Annotated in this window: 1 protein-coding gene; it reads right to left on the bottom strand. The window is 65.2% G+C overall.

Annotated features, from left to right (window positions below; all coding sequences use genetic code 11):
- On the bottom strand, nt 1–2,004 hold a 2,004-nt coding region (locus tag BLP99_RS26015), incomplete at both ends, for a condensation domain-containing protein (RefSeq protein ID WP_143008000.1).

The following is a 2,004-nucleotide window of genomic DNA, read 5'->3' as shown; positions in this document are numbered from 1 at the left end:
ACCCGGTCCCGGGCATTGAAATCGGCATAGCCGTTGTTGATCACCAGTCGATTGATTGCCCGATGCGGCACCAGCACACCCTTGGGAGTGCCGGTGGAACCGGAGGTGTACATGATGTAGGCCACCGCTTCGGCGCTCTGGGGCAGATCGAGGTTGGCGCTGATGTCAGCCAATTCCAGGCGATCCAGATCGAGCCGGGCAGTGCCTTCGGCCACACTCGCGGAACTGAGGGTCAGCAGGACCTTGGCCCCGCTGTCTTCGATCATGAACTGCTGGCGTTCCAACGGCGCATGGATATCCAGTGGCACGAAGACGGCGGCGCACTTGAGCACCGCCAGTTGACTCACCAACAGTTCCAGTGAACGCTCCAGCAGGATCGCCACACGGTCCCCGGGCTGCACGCCCTGGCCCGCCAGATGACGAGCCAGGCGGTTGGCCCTGGCGTTGAGTTCGGCATACGTCAGGCTGTTGCAGTCGTGCACCGCCGCCGACGCTTGCGGATTGGCCTGCGCCAGGGCTTCGAACAGTCCGTGGACGGTCCTGTCCTGTGGATAGCGACGCGTGGTGGCGTTGAACTCCAGCAGCAGTTGGCGACGCTCGCTCGCCGGCAGGATCGACATGCGGCTCAACGGCGTCTGCGGTGCTTGCTCCAGGGCAGACACCAGGTTCTCCAGCACCACGTTCATATAGGCGCAGATCCGCTGCGCGCCGATCTGCGGCACCGCCAGCGCGGTCAGGCTGAAACCTTCGCCCAGGTCATCCACCGAGAGGGTCAGTGGATAGTTGGTGCGCTCTTCGTTGCTCAGGATTTCGATGCCGTTCCAGGCCGCCAGTGCATCGCTCGAGTCCATCCCCGCATTGCTGTGGCGGTAGTTGAGCAAGGCGCTGAACAACGGCATGGGCGCAACCACGCCACTGCAACGCTGTGCCAGGGCCAGGGACGCGTGTTCATGACCCAGCAGGCCGGTCAGCCGGGCATGGGCCGCCTTGATACTGCCGCGCACATCCTGCTCTGCGACGTCCACCCGCAACGGTAAGGTATTGATGAACATGCCCAGCGCATGCTCGGCACCGTCACCACCCTGCATCCGCCCCATCAGCACGGTGCCGAACACCACGTCCGGTTTGCCGGACACCTGGCTCAGCACCCGCGCCCAGGCCAGGTGATGCAGGCTCGCCGCGCTCACACCCAGTGCCCGGGCCTGAGCCCGCAGACGACGGCTCAGGTCGGCACCGAGGTGCAACCCGGCCTCTTCGATATCGCTGCCGTTGCCGCGCACGTCCTGCACGCCAAAAGGCAGCGTCGGCTCTTCGATGTCACCGAGCATCTGGCGGAAAAATGCCTCATGCTCCTCGCGACTGCTTCCCAGGCGCGCCTGGGCCACGTAGTTGCGGAAAGGCGCCGCCTCGCCCAGACGATCGGCCTGACCCAGCAGATGCAACTGCATCTCGTGGCGCACCCTTTCAAGCGCCGTGTGATCGAGGGCCATGTGATGGAACAACAGCAGCGCCACCCAGCGCTGGTTGGCGGGGTCATGGGCAAAGGCGATGCGCATCAGCGGCGCCTGTTGCATGTCGAGACGGTAGTGCAAAGCGTCGAAACGCTCGCGCAGCTGCCCGGCGATATCCCCCGTCGCCGCAGCCAGCATCACCTCCTCCACGGCCAGCTGCGCCTTGCGCCAGACCACCTGCACAGGCTCATCGAGGCCTTCCCAGACCACGCTGGTGCGCAGGATGTCATGGCGATCGATCACCGCTTGCAGTGCGTGGGCAAATGCGTCCAGGCGCTCGCGGTCGGCGATGCTGAACGTGGCCTGCAATACGTACGGATCGCCCGCGGCCGCCGCAATATGGTGATAGAGAATGCCCTCCTGCAAGGGCGCCAGGGGGTAGATGTCCTGCACGTTGCGCGCGCCACCCGGCACAGTCGCCACGATGCGGTCGATGGCGTCCTGGTCCAGCGCCACCAGCGGCAGCATCGACGGCGTGATCCGGGTGCTTCCC

It is taken from the genome of Pseudomonas sp. NFACC32-1 (genome assembly GCF_900101215.1).
GTDB lineage: Bacteria > Pseudomonadota > Gammaproteobacteria > Pseudomonadales > Pseudomonadaceae > Aquipseudomonas.
The sequence above is the reverse complement of the archived record's forward strand: the minus strand, read 5'-3'. Positions and strand labels throughout refer to the sequence as shown.